Raw genomic sequence first — 17519 nt, forward strand, 5'->3', positions numbered from 1 at the left:
CAAGGCTGTAAATCGGCAAAAAATGGACTTTTTACCCTTTTTGAAGAAGATGGAAGGCCGCAGCCCGTTCACACCAACATAACTTCAATATCACTGCGTATATGCGTACTACATGCGAGAACATAACCTTGATTTATAGCATCGTCTGTAAGTACGTTTTTACTCGTATCTTGTACGTCACCTTTTGTAACTTTGCATTTGCAGGCACCGCAAATGCCTGATCGACAATCTTGGTCGATCGGTACATTCATCTCATCGAGTACATCAAGCAAAGTTACAGATCCGTTCACTTCACTGGATGCAGCATAATCAGGAACATTAACGGTAAATAGAGTTGTACCTTGGCGACCTTCACGACTCTCCTGTGATTGACCGAAACTCTCTTTATGGAAGTAGTTCATATCAAAATCACGGCTTTCTAGACAATCTTGTAAAATATCCATAAAAGGCTCTGGCCCGCAAGTGAATACGGCTCGCTTGGTTAAATCAGGTACAAGTTCATCTAGCAATATATTGTTAAGTAATCCAGTTCTATGGCCAGCGCTAGGTTGCTCAGATAATACGATACTTAAGGTCATGTTTTCGTGGTGCTTGGCGAGTCTCTCCAGCTCTTTCCCGAAAATAAGATCATCGACACTGCGTGCAAAATAGATAAATTGGATATGCGACTGAGCGTTCATATCGAGTAAATAACGGGTCATTGACATTTGCGGCGTGATCCCACTTCCAGCGCTAAGAAACAAATAGTGTTCATCTGTTTTGCATTCTGACAAGTTAAATTGACCCGTTGGAGGCATTGCCTGAATCAACATATTGGGCTGAAATTGATCCACCAGATAGTTGGAAATCCGCCCGCCTTGCACACGTTTGACCGTAATAGTCCAAGTTGTTGGACGCGAGGGGGTTGATGAAAGTGTATAGGCCCTGCGATAAATTTTTTGATTAATATTTACCATCAGAATAATGTGTTGCCCCGAAATATAATTAACAGCAGGCGCCTTGAATATGAAGGTTACCGTATCATGAGTCTCATCAATTCGTTCAATACATTGCAGTGTGATAGGTGAGGCTGAAAGAGCAGGAGCAAGCGTCTGATTAGTCATCATAGATTTGCTATGACGTTTGTTAGTAATTAATTCAATAATTCGCATAATAGCCAAACACAGTAGTGCGGGTACCAGAGTCAACACTACGACCTTTACAAATGGCAAAATCATCATCATTAGCGCAGACAGATCCGGTTCATCATGAGCTTCTACAGGTTTAGCATTTATTGTTGCTGCCCACTCGCTCATTGATAATGTCCATAAAATCAGGCAGATAATAAAAGACACGAGAAAAATGATAGCACTGCGTTTTTTCCACTGGTTTGTAATATGTTTCATCGCTCAGTCCTCGGGTCTTATTTTTTACTGAATATTTTGACACTAAGGCTCTTGATCCACTTCCAGTGCATGGCCAAGTGAATACCTAACATAGGCATCAGCAGGTTACTAAATACATCATGGATTTCAGCCCAGAAAGGTTGAATGGTTAACTGAATTCCAAATTGCGGTAATATTGCTTCCGATATTAAGAATCCACTCAGGATAACGATTAACATCGCAAAATAGAAAATCAAATCCCATAATAGATTAAACCGAGCCTGACCTTTAAACGCTTTAAAGTTGCTTATAAGCTGCTTTGGCAGAGATATGATCCAATCCCAATGCAACAATAGATGAATAACAAAAGGGATAATAAATAAAAGGCTTAGCCATTCATGTAATAGGATCCCTGTAATATTGGGCAGACAAAGTAAAATAAACCCCACTAGAAGACAGATATCCATCAGATAGCGAGTGACCGATAAATTATTTTTCCAACTTTTTTGAATCATTTTTTCACCATAAATGTAAACAGCAGGGTGGCAGGCCCCTGTGGTCAGCAAGCATCTTTAATAATAAAATTTGCTATCGATATCTGTACTGCTAGGCATACATGTTAACTATTATTTATTCGGGTTAAGCAGCAAATAACGTAATCGATGGATTAGTTTTTCATTTCCGGCAGCCAGGCCAAAACACCTTGTTTAAAGCTCGGACGCTGGATAATCGCTTTTTTCCATTTTTCCAAATTCGGATAGTTTTCAAATGGATAATTTGCAGCTTTGAGGACGACTAACTGTGGGATCCAGGTAATATCAGCCAAAGAGAAACTATCTCCGACTAGCCAGTTATGGTCGTTTAGTCGCTCGTTCATTTTTTCGAAACAGTCATCAATAACAGCAGTGGCTATCTCTAAATCTGCTTTAGTCAAACCCTGAGCGGAATTAAAGCGTTCATGAAACGCGAGTAAAGCCGTATCAAAGGTTTGATTTTGGCGATACTCAGCCATCTGCTCGACTGTTCTCTTCATATTTTCACTTGCACGTCCAATATTGCCATACATGTAAGTTTTAATGGAAAGGTGATTATCTCTGGCTAAATACATCCAGTAGTAGATCAATTTCTGGTCTTCTGCCGACTCGGGGCGAAGTGAACCAGGCGTAAATTTTCTATCCAAGTAATCAATAATGTCAGCAGAATCGATAATAACGACGCCATCATCGATCAAGGTTGGAACAACAGCATTGGGGTTGATACCAATGTATTCCTTAGTTAGATTCTCGCCCTTTGAAAGGTCGACAGGATGGCTGGTCCAATCCAGACCTTTCTCTTCCAGAGCGATTCTGACACGCATTGCACAATTGGAAAACCCAGTGTGATACAGGTGCAGGCCCTTAAGGCTTTCCACTGATTTATTTGTTGGTTTGATAATTCCCATCTTCGCTACTCCATAATATAAACAGACCCTAGCAACATGAAGGTATTCAGTTTGTTGACTTTACTTCTATACTGATCAGCCTTCTTTACATTACAACACTTAGTTGATAAAGTTAACTATACCTATGTAGTTGATATTGTCAATCAATTCAAAATTAAAAAGATCTTTAATGAATAATTTAACCAGTAAGTATTTGTTTACTTTGATACAAAGCTATCGCACCGAGATGCGCAGAGCGATCGATGCAAAATCACTAAATATCAATGCGATGCATGTCCATTGTTTAAGGATTATTGCACAAATATCCAGCTGTACAGCAAATGATATTGTCCAGGGATTAGGTCGCGATAAATCACAAATATCGATATTAATCAAAGACATGCTTAGCAAAGGGTGGGTTGAAAGAAAACCGAATGAAGTCGACAAACGCAGTAAGCTATTAGTGCTGACCGAATCAGGACGTGATCTGATTGATAAAGTTCATCAAGAAGATATTGTGATCAGCAAACGGATGCAACAGGGACTCTCGAAAGAGGAATTAGCAACCTTTGAAGATGTTATTCAAACCATGATTAATAATTTGAATTTATAGTGCTATCAATCAGCGGTATTTTAAATTTTCAGGTGATTTGAAATCATAAAGACGAAGTAAGACAGGGAATGTATTCCGAATCGAGAAAGAAAATCTCTATGACTTAACGGTAAAAATTATCGATTGTGGCAGCGAAAATGGCAATTACGAAGGACAAGGTTCCTTTATTGAATCTCCTGATTTCCCACCAGTTTGCCCTCACAAGAATTGGCTGACCTACCTTTTTTTTCTCTCTATTACAATGGTTTAACCTTTTTCTGCGCTCCGAAGCGATCCGCATCAACGCCTTTTTTCCAGTAACCTACCGCACTGACATTCAGTCTGTCGAACCCAATCTCTTCCTGCAGCACAGGGCGAAGTGAGCGAATGCTGCCGGCTTCAAGTCCCAAGAAAACATGGGTATCTTTGGCCATCTCTCTTGCCGTTTCGATAACCTTTTCTTCCAGTGTAGTAGTGGCTTCATCTTCAATAAACCATTGGGTATTAAGTGAATCGTCATAATCCATTTTTATGATATCGGCGCGATCAGGCACCGCAATAATGGCTCTAATATTCGCTCCCTTTTTAAACCTTGGTATATAGCCGTTGATCGCGTTTACTGAAGTAAGATCACCAACCAACAGATAGCTGTGATGCTGATAGTTGGTCATTTTTATTGCTCCAGGCCCTGCAATGCCCATACTGTCCCCTATTTTTGCTTCGCGGGCCCAGTGAGTTGCAGGACCATTATGACGATTAACGACAAAATCCAGAGCCAGCTCTTGTGTTTCCGGATTGAAAAAACGAATAGTGTATGAACGCATTTTTAGTTGTTTTTCACCTTTATGTTGAAAAACAACTTTGACATAGGATCCTTCCAGGGCAACCGGAAAATCTTTCAGACTCTCACCAGAAAATACGATGCGTCGCAAATGAGGGGAAAGATCAATAATTTTTGAAACATGTGTTAATCGCATAGTGGGCTTTTTCAGCGGCATTCTATTATTCCTTTTTGGCTTGAATAGACTAAAATAAGTTGATAAAGTCTACTATAAAACAATTAAGTTGACTTTGTCAACTAACTACCAGAGGCTCGTTATATGGATAATAATTTTATTTCAGATACTGTTTTCAGTATTGTTGACTCATACCGGTTAGTGATGCGTTCAACACTTAAAGCCAACGAAATTGGTTTAAACGCCATGCATGTGAAGTGTTTAGGGTTCATCAACAGATCCGAAATTTGCACTGCTAACGATATCGTGCATTTCTTCGCCAGGGATAAGGCGCAAATCGCGCGTCTGATTAAGGAAATGATTGCTAATAAGTGGCTGACTAAAACAGCTAATCCGGAGGACAGAAGAAGTCAGCTTCTGTCACTGACGGAACAGGGAAAAGTGCTGGCAGAACTTATCAGCAAGACTCAGCGCAATGTCCAAAAGAAGATGCAGGAAAACCTGACAAGCGAAGAACTGCAAGCGTTTAAGAGAACGGCAGATATCATATCGACCAATCTTCGGACCTTTAAATAAAAACCAGTGAAATAATGCAGGAAAGTATGAATTCATTTAATAGATGGACAATATCAATCTAGAAGTAAAAGATGAGATTGTCTTAACTCGCTATTTAATATGACCGGGTTAATAAATTATTTTTCCATTTTTATAGGCAATATTTTTCTGCATATTGCCCGGATAAAAAGCTGATAGGGCGGCTATCTATTTTTATAGTCTGCAAATTTTGACGCTAATAGATGATCAACAGAAAACTTGCCTGCGCCCTGAAAAGCCAACGACAAACATGCAGTGGCGAGTATTAGCCCGCACTCATAACCTTTGTTAGCCACAAAAAAACCATGGCTGAAATCAACGGATATTGCCATTAGCATTGTAAAAGCGGTGACCACAGCAGCAGGGCGGGTCAATAATCCAAACAATAATGCAATACCGCCAAAGAACTCAGCACTGCCTGCCATCAACGCCATTAGATAACCGGGTTCAAAACCAATACTTGCCATCCACTTGCCAGTTCCCTCCAGGCCGTACCCACCAAACCAGCTGAACAGTTTTTGAGCGCCATGTGCGGCTAAGATCAACCCCAATGGCACCCGTAATATATACCCATGTCACCTCAAGATGCTTTGTCAGGCGCAAGCTCGGAGACCAGAGCAAGACGCAACATGAGGTAATGGTTATTCCCTTTTCGATTGGTGCAACGCAGCGCTGGTTTTCGAGCTAGTGCCCCGAAGGGCAAGGTAAATTGTGCCCATCTGCGTTGTTATAAAATCTCTATGTAGAATAACTATACTTCAATTTTATGCCTAGCATCTCGGCACAATTTTTCTTGCTGACTTTGCATCTTGAAGTATCATGGGTATGAGTGCCGATACGCCTGTTTTTGATGAAAGTATTTTCTGAATCATAGTTGTTTCCTGTGTTTTTTAGGTTGTGATTGTGCACTCAATTAAGTGTGCTGATTAAATTATTCCACGCAGATATATTCTGGTAGTAGGCTGTATGTGCAAGATGCTGAGGCCCATCAGCCGTCTCTGCAATTAAGCTCGGGTAGCCTTGCACCTTATATTGATTCATCAGTCGATGGCTTGCTTGTACTGCCTCTGTGACTTTTGGCTCGGCTTGCTGCATCTGCGCCTGCCAGCGGGTTTTATGCAGACCAAAAGAGACTGCAATTTCTTCTAAAGTTGCCAGTAATTCGACCTGTTTTCCCTGCTCAAAATGTGCTTTTTGAATTGCCTTGAGCATGATCAATGGGGTCACGCCATTTTCTTCGGCAACCAATATTGCGCGTGTCGTAATATAGGAATCAAAAACCAAATTTTCTCTGTTTTTTAAGCGCGCCTTATAGGGGGCTGCAAAAACGGCACCGGTTTGGCTTGCGATCTCCTGATCATTTTTAAGAATATGCTCCTTAAATGAGGCGGCAATAGTTTGTCGGTTGATCATGCCTCCCGGGTGATAAATCAGTTCAATGTTAGCGGACGCGATCAGTGTTTCAAGCAGTGCGGTGGCGCCGTAACACCAACCGCACATCGGGTCATAGAAGTAATGAACTTTTACCATTTCATCTCTCCCATATGCACTTTTGCAGCAATTCCCAGTGCCAGTGAGGTAGGATCTGCGTACTTCGCCGAAATCTTTTCAATCAGTTCGGTACTGTTCTTACTGGCAGCTTTTGCGGCCTGAAAATCTTTAATATAACCCTGTGAGTAGCTGATAGTTTCAGCGTTTAACTTCGTTCCTGCTTTCATATGACCCGGCACAACCACTTCAGGTTTGAGTGCCTGCATCTCATCTAACTGGGCTGACCAAGCATTAATGGACTGATCCGTCTGTGTATCCGCCATCCAAAGGTGGATATTGCCAAAAACGCCGATATTACCAATAATCGCTTTGTTATCCGGGATCCATAAATAAGGGCGGTGGGCTAGGATGCCTTTGGTGCCGCGAATTTCGATTTTATGTCCATCCACGCTCAGCGAGTCTTGTGTATAGGCCGTAAGAGTCGCCGGTTTTACTGGCGCGTTTGCACCCAGTTTGGGTCCCCAGAATGACAGTTTCTTTTGCAGTTTTTGCTCGAGCGCCTGTTTAACGGCAGGGGTTGTCAAAGCATTTGCTTGAGGAAACAAGTCATGCAGCACCTCTACACCAAAGTAGTAATCGGGATCGGCCTGACTAATAAAGATTGTTTTCAGTTCTTTGCCGGAATCCAATACCTTAGCTGCAATGCGCAGCGCATCTGCTTTGCTAAAACCGCTATCAACCACGATCGCTTCGGTTTCCCCGTAAACGACAGTCGCGTTAACGTTAAAGCTGCCTGCTCCCGCGTTGTATACATCGAGCGTCAATGCTTTGCTGTCTGCCAGCGCAGTGTTCGCGGTTAATAATGTTGCCACTAATAAACTAACTTTATTCATTTTAATCTCCTGGAAAGGTTGTAATTGAGTACGGAGATAATAATAGTGGATTGTGATGTTCGGAAAAACACCCTAAAGTATGCACCATTGTTTCTTAAATCGAGCTAATAAATGGACAGACTCACTGCCGCAAAAGTCTTTATTGACGTCGCTTACTCCCGTAGCTTTACGGCCACTGCCGAGAGGTTGGAAATGTCCCGGCCAATGGTGACCCGTTATATCGAAGCGATGGAAAACTGGTTACATGCACGGCTACTGCACCGTACCACGCGCAAAATCTCCTTGACCACTGCGGGTGAAAGCTGTTTGAAGGATGTAGAGGCGTGGCTTGCACAAGCTGATAATTTAACTGCTTTAGTGGCGCCAGGTGAAGAACTGTCTGGCAGCGTGCGTATTGTTACCAGTATGTCCTTTGGTTTTTCACAATTGATCCCGGCAGTCACCGCGTTTATGAAGCTGCATTCGAAGGTCAATATCGATATTGACGTACAGGATTCAGTGACTGACTTTGTTGAGCAACGAGTGGATTTAGCAATTCGAATTGCTTCCGAACCCGATCCGGCATTGATCGGTAAACCTATTGCTATTTGTGACTCGGTATTAGTTGCCTCGCCTGAATATCTGCAGGACAAGCCTGGCATCGAAAAACCTGAGGATCTAAGCGTGCATGATTGTCTCGGTTATAAGAATTTCGAACGAAATGTCTGGCATTTATCACAACAGGAACAGTTTGAATCGGTAAATATTCACTGCCGTTTAAGCGCTAATGAAGCAAGCACACTGCTTCACGCTGCTATTTTACATGCCGGAATCTCTATGCAGCCCTGTTATCTGGCGAATCGTTACATCAAAGAAGGGGTGCTAAGTGCTGTGCTACCCGACTGGAAGGTGAATGATTTGAAAATTTATGCTCTGTACCCTTCAAGAAAGCATCTTTCCCCTACGGTTAGAGCATTGATTGATTATTTAGATGCCTATTTTCGGCAGTACCCCTGGTGATTGCCCTGTACAAGCGCAGTTAATACAATGAACTTTAGCCTATACGTAGGCGTGATGCAGGAATGCATTTAAGAGAGGGACGATGGATATGGAATGGGTTCAGCGCAAAATAATAAAAGTACATTCGAGTAGAACGATCACTTTGGCTTATTAAGAATTGTCTTTTTTATGGTGCGGCTGGAAAGGGCACGCAGAGCGTGGCTACGAGAAAATAGATCTCCTAATCTTTTGTTGCTGAGATTAGTCTCTTTTAGCCTTTTATGGCAAAAAACAAGCCGTTAAGGTGCTTTTCTGTGCTGAACTAAAATTTTCAATATATGTACAAATCAAGATAAATATTTAGTGTACGTGTGGCAATATGCGTCATTTTAGATTAAATTGCATATTATCTTTATACCTTTTATAAGAGCACCTTATGTTAGAAAATACTCTGCCTCAACTCGAACAGTTGATCGAACAAACAATTGAAAAGAGCAACCAGCTTAAAAAGCAGGTCAGTGAACTTCAAGAGCAAAAAACTAAACTCATCGAAGAAAATGAAATGTTGCAGCTTGCAGCATTAGAAAGCGATGAAAAACAACAACAAACGGAAGCAGGCTTAAACAGTCTGTTATCTAGATTACAAGAAGCACAACATGATACGCACAATGAACATGAGCATCATGAGCACAATGAACATGAACACCATGAACACCATGAACATCATGAACATCACCACGGTTAATCTGACCTTGGCCCCGAAAAATGGGGTCAGAGTAAAATAATAGATGTGCATTGGAGTACTTCCATAACTTTGGCTTATTAAGCGTTGTTTTTTTATGGTGCGGTTGGCGCTGATATTACCGCGCAGAGCGTGAGAACGATAATATTCGCTTAGCCTTTAATTAAATAAGATCTTCACAACTTGTGCTCAAATGCAATCTCATTCCTGTTTTGTCTGTTTTTCTGGTCAACCATCATGCTGCAACCGGTAAGAAATCCTAAGCCGCTAACTAGTCTGTGATTTGCCGGGATGCTTTTGGCTAAAACGGGTATTGATAGTGAAGGCTGCTTTTACTTTAGTTGAGATGCTTTAAGCATGATAGATTGCGATAACTATATATACCGATACTAGCTAGATGCCCTCTATAGTTAGCTTCTATCTAAGAACAAGGTAATTTATGACTAATAAGCCATCTCAGGCGAGCTTTGACCAACGACTTCGCATGCAAATAGATTTTCTCTATCATGGCGCGAGTGTGAGGGCGCGCAATTTTCGTTGGGGGCTACTTGCCTTTGACGGCATTACTATCTTTTATTTTGTAATAGGATCATTTTTTTACACCCTGGATAGTCAGTATCTGCTGGAGCAAGGCATCGGTCTTATCTATCTGATCGAATTCGGCGCCCGGCTGTATATCAGCAAAAAAAGGCTGCGCGATATATTTCATCCGGTTGGATTAGCTGATTTGATCGTCATTGCCTCATTGCTGGCTCCCTCGCTGGCGGGAAATTTCAGTTTTCTGCGCGTTTTACGGTCACTTCGATTGCTGCGTTCTTATCGCATGCTTAGAACTCTGCGCCAGCAATCAACGTTTGTACGTTTACATGAAGATATCATTTTCAGTATTGTTAACCTGATGGTCTTTGTTTTTATCATTACCGCCATCGTCTATGTCAGTCAGGTGGGCGCTAATCCCGCGATAAAAAGCTATGTCGATGCTTTGTATTTTACTATTGCGACGTTAACGACAACCGGTTTTGGTGATATAACGCTGATTGGTACAAGTGGACATATCCTCGCGGTGCTGATTATGATTTTCGGCATTTCCCTGTTCTTGCGTCTGATTCAAACAATCTTCCGACCTGGTAAGATACGCTTTGAGTGTCCTGCCTGCGGACTAAATCGCCACGATACGGATGCTGTTCACTGCAAACATTGCGGACAGGTGTTACATATCACCACCGAAGGGAGCAATAATTAGTTATTAAGCCGCGAAGAAAAACCAAGTGAACTATGTGGATTTGGAATAACAAAGGTTGGTCGAATTTTAGTTGGAATAGTGAGTTAATAAATCCATTGCTTAGGAAAGTGCAATTGAATCAGGATGTAAGTTTTGTTGGTTTAAAGCTAAAGAGCTGATGCACCGATTTATGTAAAATTTAGTCGTCCAAAAACTATTTAAAAAAGTGTTATCAAATAATGGCTGGGGATTAAGCCGCTATTTGATAACACTCTTTTCCTGAGTGCTTTGCTTTACGATTGAATGATCCTTTTCCTTTTTTTGCTTGCACGACTCTCATGCAAAAAACCTTGCTTGTTACGAGCGCGCCAAGTGCAGAGTGGTTGATCGTACCGCGAGCAAGCTCTACCTGTTTTTGTTTTGGGCTCAGCGCAGGCGCTTTTACCAATTTATTATGTTTAGCCATCTGTTTTCTTCTCCTTTGAAGTGCAATCAGTCTATCACTATTATAGTAAATCCGATCAATAACTAATCAATCTTGCTGGTTAAAAGAAGCTATTTAGTCTTTAAAGTTTTGTAAAGGGGATGTTCTCAAGCAAAGCCTGAGAACAAATTTTTTAATTAGTGACCAGAAACAGCTTGAACTGCGGGTTTAATATAAAAGCCTAAAACTTCATATTGAGTATACCAAACAGCAACGGATGCAAAGTAACCGATAACTATCGTCCATGAGTATTTCATGTGCGCACCAAAAGTATATACACCTTTAAGTTTGCCCATTACACCAACACCTGCAGCAGAGCCAAAAGAGATCATGCTGCCACCAACACCGGCCGTTAAAGTAACCAGCATCCATTGAGCTAAAGGAATATCCGGAGACGCTTTTAAAACGGCAGACATAACGGGCACATTATCAACAATTGCCGATAAGAAACCGACACCCATATTTACATACATTGGATCAAACATTGTATATAACTTAACTGCATGACCTAAGAAACCGGCAAAGTGAAGTGCACCTACGGCTGCTAATATACCGAAGAAAAACAGCAGTGTGTCATTTTCAACTTTTGAGACAGATTTATAAATCTGAATATCGTGGTCATGATATTTTTTAAGTGTGTATGCATAAAGTTGTAAAAGCGAAAGACCAAATAACATTCCCCACATAGGCGGCAAGTGCATCAGTTGCTTTCCTAATACGGCTGAAGCGATTGTAAATATACCCAGCCCGATGATTACTTTACCTCCCTTGTGAATATGAACGGGCTCTGAACCTTCAATTTGTTTAGGAGATCCTTCTGGCACAAAACGAGAAAGTAAGAAGGCTGTAACACCCCAACCAATGATAGAAGCAGGAAATAAAAATAAGAAATCAATAAATCCTCCCTTACCCGCAGACCATGCCATGAGTGTTGTAATATCACCAAATGGCGACCAGGCCCCCCCCGCATTCGCCGCGACGACTATATTGATTGCAGCCGGCACTAAGAAAGCTTTGTTGTCTTTTTCTATTGTAATAAGGACGGTGGAAAGAATAAGCGCTGTTGTGAGATTATCTGCAACTGGAGAGATAAAAAATGCTAAAAATCCAGTTACCCAAAAGAGCTGTTTATAGTTATATCCAGCTTTGAGTAGTTTTTCTTTTAAAGCATCAAAAACATTTCTCTCAATAAGTGCTTCAATAAATGTCATCGCTACAAATAAGAAGAAGAAAATCTCTGCAATTTCCAGTATCAGGTGTGCTATTTCTGTGTCAAATGCTGAAAAATCAAGTCCATTTATAGCGTAATAACCGCCGAGCAACATAAACATAAATGTACCGGTAAACAATGCTGGTTTAGCTTTGTTTATATGGTATTTTTCTTCTGCAGCTATAAAATAATACCCGACTATAAATATTGCTAATAATAACCAACCAAATGGTTCAACGGCTAAATCAACTGCTTGAATGCCTCCCTCTGCTCTTGTCATGTTACCTCTTGTATAATTTTGTGAATACTCATAGATATCTCTCTAGCTAATGGCGATAGGAAAATCTATTTTAGCGTCAATCCTCTGAATGTTGAAGCTTTAGCCACTTTTTTCCATTTAAACCTTTGTTTTTTTTCACAATGGAGATGTTTTTGCAGGTAATATCAAGCAAATGGTTCATTTTGCATCTTGCCTTACTGTCTTGGCTGCGAGTTCATCAATAATTTCGTTCGGTAACGGATATCTATTTTCACCGTCATCCTCAAGGAGATACTGATCCGGCATCTTCAAGGAGATATTACTCCGTCGTATTCAAGGAGATATTACTCCGTCGTATTCAAGGAGATATTACTCCGTCATCCTCAAAGTGTTTTGTTGAGGAACTCATTGAGTTCTGCTGCTCTTAGCGCTGAGATTCCCGACAGGACAACTCGGGAATGACGGAAGGGGGACCGCTCGGGAATGACGGAAGGGCCATTACTCTATAGACCTTACTTACTCAGAACTTCATCCAGCCTTTTGTTCTTCACTAATAAGGCCAGAGATTCCCGCAAAGCGGCGACCCATTATTAAGCAAAAAATATCGAGATAAAGCTATAGATGAGATTCTGGACAACATCAATAACCGGATACAAAACACCGGTATAGAGCAATATTAAGATGATGAAAAATCCATAGGGTTCGATTCGCACTAACGGTGCCTGCATCTGCTTAGGGAGAAATTCCATAAGTACTCTAGAGCCATCAAGCGGGGGAATAGGAATTAAGTTAAAGGCCGCTAGCATAATATTGATTTTTGCCACAATAGGTAAAACCGTTGAAAAGATGGAACTCGTACTAAAAACTTCAAACTGCATCAACAATATTGCAGCCATTGCAATGCAGATATTTATTGTACAACCGGCAAGCGCGACACAAATAACACCCAGCCGAGAGGGCTTTAGGTTTGCGAAATTTACCGGTACCGGCTTAGCCCAGCCAAAGCCAATAAGCAAAAGCATCAGCGTGCCAATCGGGTCGATGTGTGCAATCGGGTTGAGGGTTAATCGCCCGGAACGCCTTGCCGTGTTGTCACCAAACCACGATGCAACCAGCCCGTGTGCAATTTCATGAAAAATAATGGAATACAAAAGCGGTATCGCTAACATTAAAAATGTTACCGGGTTTTGCATTAAAAGAGATAATAGACCCATAGCTAATTTTTTAACCCTGTTAAGTTATAATTTTTGTTTAATCACTTTACCATTAATCACTTTACCATTAATCAATGAAAACAGCTCATGCTCGTCACTGCTGCAGTTGCCATAACATGAGTAGAGAGTAGAGAGAAGTGAGGACAGACAGAGGGACTCAGGATGTAAGAATAGATGAGCCGTACGAGATTAATAGATATGTACGGCTCTGTGAGATGGGTGGGGCAGAAGCCTCACCCTACCCGATATTATTAATTAGATAATTAAAAAGTAAATGCTAAATTAGCAGAAGCACCAAGCTGATTTTCACCTGTATAAGCGCCCGCTATATCTATTCTTACTAGATCGAATGGACTAATACCGATACCCGCTGTAAACGTATTATCAATAGTATCCTGCAAATCGACCTCATAACCAGCACGTAACGCAGCCCAACCCCATGCATTGCCTTCTAGGCCAAAACGTAAAAATTGAGTATCATCGTCTAAATTTTGGAAACGCGTTTGTTTGGTTAAATCGGCATCAACAGCGGCAGTAAAATAATCAGAAGAGTAAGCGACAGCGGCAGTGACTTGTGTATCTAAGTTATAGGTATCATTTATACTTGTGCCATTAAATACGTCAATCTCTTGTGCCAATATATCTTTAACTGCGATACCCACACGGAAATTATCTTTATACCACATTGCACCTAAATCAAAGTTAAACGCATTTTTTGTGATTTTATTTTCATCGTAATCTTCAATATCGAAGTCACGGATTGTGACGAGCTGCGCATACGTTGCCATGTTTTGGTATTTAGGCGTTACACCGAAAGAAACTCTTTCGCCTAAGACAGAATATTCCTTGGCCAAGGCTAAACCAACTTCAGAATAACCAAAGGCACGCATATCTGCAGTCGAATTTAAATAACTGGCGGTTATCTGTGTATCTGCAACGATTTCAGTATAACCGTGGGCAAATAAATTAGCAGAAACTACCTTAGTTGGAAATGCAATCGCAAAGCCAAGACCGGCTGTAACCGTTAATGGTGTATTGCCGTCCAGCTGATCAAGGTATCTATTGATATCCTCAAGGTCTGACGCTGAAGTTGAACCTGAAGCTTCAAATGCTTCAATAGACGATTGTAGATCATCAATGGTCGTTAAACTGTCATCTTTATCACTGACAGAAACGCCGATAGCAGGGATAAGTAGACCAAAATTATCGTCGTTTTTAAAACTGGCCCCCAGTGCCGGATTATAAAACGGTGCAGTAAGATAATCAGCAGAAGCAACACCCGTGTTACCCATTGCATTACCTCGGGCATCAGCCACTTTGTTGGATGCATTTACATTTGAGGTTAATAGAAGCGTACTAATGCTCAAGGCTAATATCGTTTTTTGATTCATAAATAGAATATCCATTTTGATTTGCTGAGTTTGAGTAAATAAATTTTGATTTATTGTAATTTAGTTACGCTGAAATATCGATATTATCTTCCTTAAAACGGGGGCAGGGTAAAATAATAAAAGTGCATTCGAGTGCATCTATAACTTTGGCTTATTAATAATTGTATTTTTTATGGTGCAGCTAGTGCGAAGATTCCGACAAAATAACTCGGGAATGACGGGACGGGGATTCTATTCCGTCATCCTCAAAGTGTTTTGTTGAGGATCTCGCTTAGTTTTGGTGCTATTGGCTCTGGGTAAGGGCACGCAGAGCTTAGCCCATTCATGACACTGAACTGTTGTAAATGACTCGGGCGTCCTGACCTACGCCTTTCAGGTCATTGTCGTAAATTCCAACGTTTAAATTTATTCCGGACAAATTTTTCACTTCCCGACAAAATAACTCGGGAATGACATTACCATGCAGAGTGTGGGAACAAGAACATGAACATGAGCATCACCACGGTTAATCCGACCACTAGCGTGAAATTCTGCCTCTAAGTTAACGATGCCTGGTCTTTGATTTTGATGCCATTTACATCCGCATTAGATCCTTTATTAGCTGTATTAAAAACAGCCATCTGAGAGATAGTTTGTCTTTTGTCTTCTATAGAAAAATTGGAGGGTGTTAATGCCGATTCACTATATAGCGAGGATTTAGCTGAAGTTTATTTTTTTAAGCTGTGATCTAGATTGATTATGATTATTTATCAAGCGCTTAAGTGTCACTGTTTTTGTTGTGTGGTTAGCGTATAAAACGCATCAAGATAAATAAATTTTAATAGTGCTACGGCACAGGGAATATTATGAAATTCAAAAAACTATCGATAATTTTCGGTCTGCTTTATTTGCTCGTTACTACGGCTAGTCAAGCCTTTAATGATACCAGTTACCTGCAAGATCCAGAACATCAGTTTTGGTTTGATATTGACGATCTTCCTAAAATGCGACTGCATTTTAGCGAAAACCAGTGGAGCTTATTACTCAGCTCTACCAGTAGCGTTCGTGAAGAGGTGAGTGGCGACATGATCTTCATTAAAGGCGGTGTTGAGTATCCCTTAAGCAATATTGGCATTAAGATCAGCGGCAATACCAGCTTTGTATTACCGCAGCAGCCAAACGGTAATTATACGCAAGCTAACTTCACCCTCGACTTTGATGAATTTGTTGATGACCAAGAGTTGAGTGGCATTGCCAAGCTTAAACTGAAACGCTTTAAAGATGATCAGAGCTATGTCCGTGAGCCTTTGTCTAATCATATTATGCAAAACTTTAATGTTTGGACGACGCACTCTTCTACCTACGCGCGCTTAGATATTAGTGTGGGTGACAGAGTTGATGTTTACTTTGGTGTTTATCGCATGAATGAAAGTGTTAATCGCAAAGAATACTTAGATAAGCGTTTTGGCCCAGACAATGATGGTGGTTTTTTGTGGCAGGGTAATAATAAAGCTTGGGGTAAAGCGCATTTTTCACGGATAAATGGGAGTTGGGGTGGGGTAGGTGAATTTGACCAAGCCAGTTTTGAATATAAAGGCAAGGGCAGTAAATATACACAAGCACATGCCCAACTGGTTGAACTAGCACAGAACTTTAGTAACTTAGAGGGGCCGGATTTTGAGGATTATGTTGCACTGCATATTAATATTCCCCTCTTACTTAAAGGCTTAGCAAGTGAAGCTGTATTAGGACATTGGGATGGTTTCTGGGGTAACGGTAATAACTTTTTTATCTATATTGATGAAAGCGAAGTGATGCATTTTGTTCCTTATGATACCGACAATACCCTAGGCACCTCTTTATTGGTCGGTGATGCGGGGGAGCGCAATCCATTGGAGTTTGCATCGGCTAATGATGCACCACTGTTGGTACGGAAGATTTTAGCCATTGACCACTATAGTGCAGAGTATCAAGGTTACCTTAAAGACTTGGTCACAGAGTCGGGGCTAATGCTTGAAGTAGATTCACTGCCGTGGATAGAAAGTGTCCATCAGCTGATCCGTGACGATCTGAAAAATGATACCGGTGATAATGAAATTATCAATGATAGTCCCGCTTATTGGGGCAATGAAAGCAGCTATAGGATTTTTGATCTAGATGCCGGTAAAAATTGGTATGAGACTCGCCGTGATGCTGTTTTACGTGCCTTGAACCTCGTTGAAAATATCTATTCAACGGTATATTACCGCGGTGTCAGCAATGACTGGGGAGCCAGTTTGATGACGCAAGTAGAGCCTAATGTTTGGCGTATTACCGTAACGAACGATCCCGAAAGTAACGTTACAGACTCGCCACGCTTTAAGTTCGATATATACGCCGATTGGAGTCAAAACTTTGGTGATAATGGTGGCGATGGGATCGTAGATGCCGCTGGTGCAGACATACTCTTTACCGAAGGTGAGGGCGAATACAGCATTACCTTCTATGCGATTGATGGTCGCTATGAGCTTAAAATGTTGAACGATAATGAACCAGAAGCTAGCCCAGAGCCAGAGCCAGAGCCAGAGACTAGCTTAGCGCCAAGCTCAGTGACCGCTGGTAGTAGTTCTGTGACGATAATCTTGTCGTTGTGTTTGATGGTATTGATTAGGCGCCGTAGTCTTGCACCTTAACTAATAGCAAAAGACTCAAGAAGGTGAGTAGTTGCTTGTAAAATAAGGATTATTAATA

The 17519-nt window shown here is 41.2% G+C and carries 18 protein-coding genes; 7 read left to right on the plus strand and 11 right to left on the minus strand.

Annotated features, from left to right (window positions below; translation table 11 throughout):
• Positions 1–68: 68 nt before the first annotated feature.
• The 3 genes from ACJAT7_RS02845 to ACJAT7_RS02855 all read right to left on the minus strand — a co-directional run bounded on the left by ACJAT7_RS02845 (position 69) and on the right by ACJAT7_RS02855 (position 2805).
• Entirely contained in the window at positions 69–1385 is a 1317-nt protein-coding gene (locus ACJAT7_RS02845; RefSeq protein ID WP_415225285.1) for a 2Fe-2S iron-sulfur cluster-binding protein, read from the minus strand.
• A gap of 17 nt (positions 1386–1402) precedes the next feature.
• Entirely contained in the window at positions 1403–1879 is a 477-nt protein-coding gene (locus ACJAT7_RS02850; RefSeq protein ID WP_415225286.1) for a cytochrome b/b6 domain-containing protein, read from the minus strand.
• Positions 1880–2031: 152 nt separating this feature from the next.
• Positions 2032–2805, minus strand: coding sequence for a glutathione S-transferase family protein (locus ACJAT7_RS02855; RefSeq protein ID WP_415225287.1), 774 nt, complete (start codon positions 2803–2805; stop codon positions 2032–2034).
• A 169-nt stretch (positions 2806–2974) separates the two neighbouring features.
• On the opposite strand from ACJAT7_RS02855, the gene ACJAT7_RS02860 reads away from it, so the two are divergent.
• Positions 2975–3397 (plus strand): MarR family winged helix-turn-helix transcriptional regulator, encoded by a 423-nt coding sequence (locus ACJAT7_RS02860; RefSeq protein WP_415225288.1) that lies wholly within the window; start codon positions 2975–2977, stop codon positions 3395–3397.
• Positions 3398–3633: 236 nt separating this feature from the next.
• On the opposite strand, the gene ACJAT7_RS02865 is transcribed toward ACJAT7_RS02860, so the two are convergent.
• Positions 3634–4374: a siderophore-interacting protein gene (locus tag ACJAT7_RS02865; protein WP_415225289.1), complete on the minus strand. Its 741-nt coding sequence runs from the start codon at positions 4372–4374 to the stop codon at positions 3634–3636.
• Positions 4375–4476: 102 nt separating this feature from the next.
• On the opposite strand from ACJAT7_RS02865, the gene ACJAT7_RS02870 reads away from it, so the two are divergent.
• The gene (locus ACJAT7_RS02870; RefSeq protein ID WP_415225290.1) at positions 4477–4908 is read left to right on the plus strand and encodes a MarR family winged helix-turn-helix transcriptional regulator; all 432 of its coding nucleotides are present in this window, start codon (positions 4477–4479) and stop codon (positions 4906–4908) included.
• 182 nt (positions 4909–5090) lie between these two features.
• On the opposite strand, the gene ACJAT7_RS02875 is transcribed toward ACJAT7_RS02870, so the two are convergent.
• The 3 genes from ACJAT7_RS02875 to ACJAT7_RS02885 form a co-directional block, all read right to left on the minus strand.
• Complete coding sequence (locus tag ACJAT7_RS02875; RefSeq protein ID WP_415225328.1) at positions 5091–5492, minus strand: DoxX family protein; 402 nt, start codon at positions 5490–5492, stop codon at positions 5091–5093.
• Positions 5493–5835: 343 nt separating this feature from the next.
• A complete protein-coding gene (locus tag ACJAT7_RS02880; protein ID WP_415225291.1) occupies positions 5836–6456 on the minus strand; it encodes a DsbA family protein in 621 nt (206 codons plus the stop codon).
• Positions 6450–7310, minus strand: a complete 861-nt coding sequence (locus ACJAT7_RS02885; protein ID WP_415225292.1) for an MBL fold metallo-hydrolase — start codon at positions 7308–7310, stop codon at positions 6450–6452. Before ACJAT7_RS02885 ends, ACJAT7_RS02880 begins: the two co-directional genes overlap by 7 nt.
• A gap of 111 nt (positions 7311–7421) precedes the next feature.
• Between ACJAT7_RS02885 and ACJAT7_RS02890 the strand changes: the two genes are divergently transcribed.
• The 4 genes from ACJAT7_RS02890 (at position 7422) to ACJAT7_RS02905 (ending at position 10431) form a co-directional block, all read left to right on the plus strand.
• A complete protein-coding gene (locus tag ACJAT7_RS02890) occupies positions 7422–8309 on the plus strand; it encodes a LysR family transcriptional regulator (RefSeq protein WP_415225293.1) in 888 nt (295 codons plus the stop codon).
• A 415-nt stretch (positions 8310–8724) separates the two neighbouring features.
• Positions 8725–9033, plus strand: a complete 309-nt coding sequence (locus tag ACJAT7_RS02895) for a DUF904 domain-containing protein (protein WP_415225294.1) — start codon at positions 8725–8727, stop codon at positions 9031–9033.
• Between the two features lie 436 nt (positions 9034–9469).
• The gene (locus tag ACJAT7_RS02900) at positions 9470–10273 is read left to right on the plus strand and encodes an ion channel (protein ID WP_415225295.1); all 804 of its coding nucleotides are present in this window, start codon (positions 9470–9472) and stop codon (positions 10271–10273) included.
• 32 nt (positions 10274–10305) lie between these two features.
• Complete coding sequence (locus ACJAT7_RS02905) at positions 10306–10431, plus strand: DUF4172 domain-containing protein (protein WP_415225296.1); 126 nt, start codon at positions 10306–10308, stop codon at positions 10429–10431.
• A 71-nt stretch (positions 10432–10502) separates the two neighbouring features.
• Here ACJAT7_RS02905 and ACJAT7_RS02910 read toward each other — a convergent pair whose 3' ends face one another.
• The 4 genes from ACJAT7_RS02910 to ACJAT7_RS02925 all read right to left on the minus strand — a co-directional run bounded on the left by ACJAT7_RS02910 (position 10503) and on the right by ACJAT7_RS02925 (position 14810).
• Positions 10503–10718, minus strand: a complete 216-nt coding sequence (locus ACJAT7_RS02910; RefSeq protein WP_415225297.1) for an alternative ribosome-rescue factor A — start codon at positions 10716–10718, stop codon at positions 10503–10505.
• Positions 10719–10873: 155 nt separating this feature from the next.
• On the minus strand, positions 10874–12226 hold the full coding sequence (nhaD, locus tag ACJAT7_RS02915) for a sodium:proton antiporter NhaD (protein WP_415225298.1): 1353 nt from the start codon (positions 12224–12226) through the stop codon (positions 10874–10876).
• A gap of 569 nt (positions 12227–12795) precedes the next feature.
• Positions 12796–13419 (minus strand): site-2 protease family protein, encoded by a 624-nt coding sequence (locus tag ACJAT7_RS02920; RefSeq protein ID WP_415225299.1) that lies wholly within the window; start codon positions 13417–13419, stop codon positions 12796–12798.
• A 263-nt stretch (positions 13420–13682) separates the two neighbouring features.
• Positions 13683–14810: a conjugal transfer protein TraF gene (locus tag ACJAT7_RS02925; protein ID WP_415225300.1), complete on the minus strand. Its 1128-nt coding sequence runs from the start codon at positions 14808–14810 to the stop codon at positions 13683–13685.
• Between the two features lie 845 nt (positions 14811–15655).
• On the opposite strand from ACJAT7_RS02925, the gene ACJAT7_RS02930 reads away from it, so the two are divergent.
• On the plus strand, positions 15656–17461 hold the full coding sequence (locus ACJAT7_RS02930; protein ID WP_415225301.1) for a CotH kinase family protein: 1806 nt from the start codon (positions 15656–15658) through the stop codon (positions 17459–17461).
• Positions 17462–17519 lie beyond the last annotated feature (58 nt).

Origin of the sequence: Psychromonas sp. (assembly GCF_047632995.1) — a bacterium.
Taxonomy (GTDB): Bacteria; Pseudomonadota; Gammaproteobacteria; order Enterobacterales; family Psychromonadaceae; genus Psychromonas.